A 3,562-nucleotide genomic window follows, 5' to 3' on the forward strand; every position below is an offset into this window, starting at 1 on the left:
TCTGCCAAATAGTTCTTTAAATTTAAATCCTTCAGTTCTTTCTCACTTACTATATAGGCACAAATGTATTTGTCTGTATCGTTTCCTTCCATTACTACAACGGCTGTTTCTTTTACATCGTCATGTTGTAATAATCTATTTTCTATCTCTCCAAGCTCTATTCTAAATCCACGTATTTTAACTTGGTTATCTATTCTACCTAAAAATTCGATATTTCCATCTGGTAACCATCTTGCCAGGTCTCCTGTTCTATACATTTTCTTTCCTGGCTCAAATGGATTTTCTACAAATTTTTCAGCGGTTAATTCAGATTTATTTAAATAACCAAAGGCAAGTCCATCTCCAGCTATACATAGCTCTCCTGGTACACCTATTGGTACCAGTTTATTGTTATCCAAAATATAGACTCTCGTATTAGAAATTGGTTTTCCTATTGGTACAAACTTATCTTCAACCTCATCTCCATTCACCTTATAAAAAGTTGAGCATATTGTTGATTCAGTTGGTCCATATGCATTTATTATTTCTATTTCTTTATTCAAATTATAAAAACTATTTAATGTTTTCCCTCTTATGGATTCAACTCCAACCAATAGTTTATTTAATTTAACATTGTTTTTATATTTTTTTAATTCCTCATAAACATTCGTCAATAATAAAGGTGGTATATAAGTAAATGTAACCTCATTCTCGACTATTAACCTACTTATTTCTATTGGATCAAAAGATTTGTGTTTATCATTTATAATTAATGTTGCTCCACTTGTCAAAGCTATAAAAATCTCACATACACTTACGTCAAACACATAATTAGTTAAAGATAGTATTTTATCATTGAATCCAAATGATGAATTAAAACTCCTATTCAAACACCTTATGAAATTATGTAGACTTGAATGTTTTAGCATTACTCCTTTCGGGTTACCCGTGGTTCCTGATGTATAAATAACATAAGCGAAGTTATATGGATCATTGATATTCACTAAATTTTCAGTCTCTAATGCAGTCAAATCTATTTTAAATATGTCTATAATTTCCCCATTAAACTTTAAATCTTTTATTAAGCTTTCGGAACTTAATAAAATTTTACTTTCACTATCATTTAACATATATTCGATTCTTTCTCTTGGATAACTTGGATCTATTGGTAAGTATGCTCCCCCTGCTTTTAAGATACCCATCATTCCTATTATCATCTCTAATGATCTATCTACCATTATCGGAACTATTGAACCATTACTAATGCCTTTATCTCTTAATTTTCTAGCAAGTTGGTTTGATTTTTCATTTAACTCTTTATAGGTTAGTTTTTTTTCTGCAAATACCACTGCAGTATTTTCTTTTAATTTCTCAGCCTGCTGTTCAAATAGTTCATGTATTGTCTTATTTATATCATTTACTGTATTATTATTAAATTCAGATATTTTATTTCTGTCATCATCAAATAGAATATCTATATCCTTAATTTTTTTAGTATAATCGTTTATTACTTCATCTAAAACTTTTATAAAAGTTTTAGTTATTTGGTGAACAGTATTTTGAGAGAATTTCTTTAAATTATATAAAACACCTATTTTGATCGAACCATTATCTAATATTTCGAACAAAAACGAAATTTCATTTTTTTTCGATTTACATATATATTTAATACATCTCTCTTCATGTAGATTTTTCATAGAAATATTTATAGGAGTTAAATCCATAACTTCTTTACATGTTAAAGTTTCTAATAATATTTCTCTATTTAAATAATTTTGATTTACATATATTTCTGATATTTTATTTTTTATTTCAAGCATATATTCTTTGTAAGTTTTTTCATAGTTTATATTAGATGTTAACGGAAGTATTTTGTTAAATACAAACTTTTGCGATCCTTTCGTACTATAACAAGGAATGCCTATAGTAACGCATTTACTTTTTACATATTTAGATAAATTAATTTTCATTGTTGATACTAAAAATGTAAAAATAAGCAACTCGTTATTTTTACATACGTACCTCAATTTCTCTCCAATCTCCTTATTTATAACATTATAATAACTATCACTTTTATATTCTTCACTATAATAATCATTTAAAATTTTTTCACTTTCTATTGAACTTTCTAATTCATTAACCCAAAATTGATAGCTATCAAGCTTGTTTTCATTACTTTCCATAACTCTCACCATCCTTTATTTACTTATTAACAGCTCATTTTATTTTTTAATATTAAACCTTTTGATTTAATTTTTAATAAGCTTCCTGTGTTTCTTTATGTGTCACAATCTCAAAACATGAAATCTATCATAAACATAAAATTATTTTATAATAGATTGTTCAAACAATTGTCCAGTAACTAAACAGACTATATTAAGGTTACGTGAAAACACAAATATTGGATATCAACAAGCTTTATATGCCATTTGGGTTGTTAGCTTGTTGATACCCAATGATTCACGTAAAAAATTACTGCAGAAAATCAGTATTTTTATGTTTCTAGGAATGATCTCTTGTTGTACTGCATAGAGTAAAAGACCTAGTGCATTCGATATGATTTATATTATGGTCCTCTAACCTCTTTACCAGACTAAATAAATCCTTCGTTAGGGCCGGTCACGGTTTCCTGAAAGTACTCTTCCTTACAATTAACTTTGATGTTGTTTATGAACTTACATCTAAACTAGCACATGATTAAATGAAGCCCTTCATTGGTATCATACAATCCTGTTAATAACACAAAACAGTGAGTGAATTTGAAGATAAGCACTTTCCTGTACTTAGTCATCCTCTCCATTTCAAAAACAACGAGTAGAACACGAAACTTACCCAACGTTTTATTTCCATGGTCTAACCCGCAAAAAATCCACGTCTTTCATCCTATTTGTGTCACTAACACTCTGAGCAAGTACAACCTATAATCAATAACAGCCGGTTTTTAAAAATCTATTACTACATTGACATGTAGATTTTATAAACAGTATTTCTAGAAATTAAACTCTAAATCACCCAAAAACAGATCTCCTTCTTCAAAAATTTCAAGCTGTATTTCATTTAAATATATATCTATATTACCTGTAATGTATTTCAGAATTTCCAAATAAACTTGAGCTAATTTTTCTATTGTTCCTTTATTAAATAATTTCGAACAATATTCCATACTAAATTTTATTATTTTATCTTCTTCTAAAGCATCTAATGTTAAATCAACCTTGGATACCTTTCTATCCTCATTGTATTGGTAAAATCCAAGATCCCCCATCCTATTACTAATATCAGTTGTTGTATCCATCATACTAAACATAGCATCGAATAATGGATTTCTACTTGTATCTCTTTCTATTGCTAATTTTTCTACTAAAGTTTCCAATTGATAACTTTGATTTTCATATGCTTTTAGTGAATTATCTTTTACTTCATTTAAAAAATCTATATATTTTTTATTACCTTTTGGAGTATTTCTTAAAGCTAAAGTATTTACAAACATCCCCATTACATTTTCAATATCCTCATGTAATCTTCCTGATATAGGAATACCAATCACTATATCTTCTTGTTGGCTATATTTAGATAAAAGAAT

At 27.7% G+C, this 3,562-nt stretch carries 2 protein-coding genes; both read right to left on the reverse strand.

The features are described 5' to 3' along the window. Positions 1–2,162 (reverse strand): non-ribosomal peptide synthetase (locus ACVYAD_RS24865; RefSeq protein WP_476428273.1); only part of this gene is annotated, 2,162 nt, incomplete at its 3' end. 806 nt (positions 2,163–2,968) lie between these two features. Next, on the reverse strand, positions 2,969–3,562 hold a 594-nt coding region (locus ACVYAD_RS24870), incomplete at its 5' end, for a condensation domain-containing protein (protein WP_476428274.1).

The sequence above is a fragment of the Lysinibacillus sp. G1-3 genome (assembly GCF_056322905.1).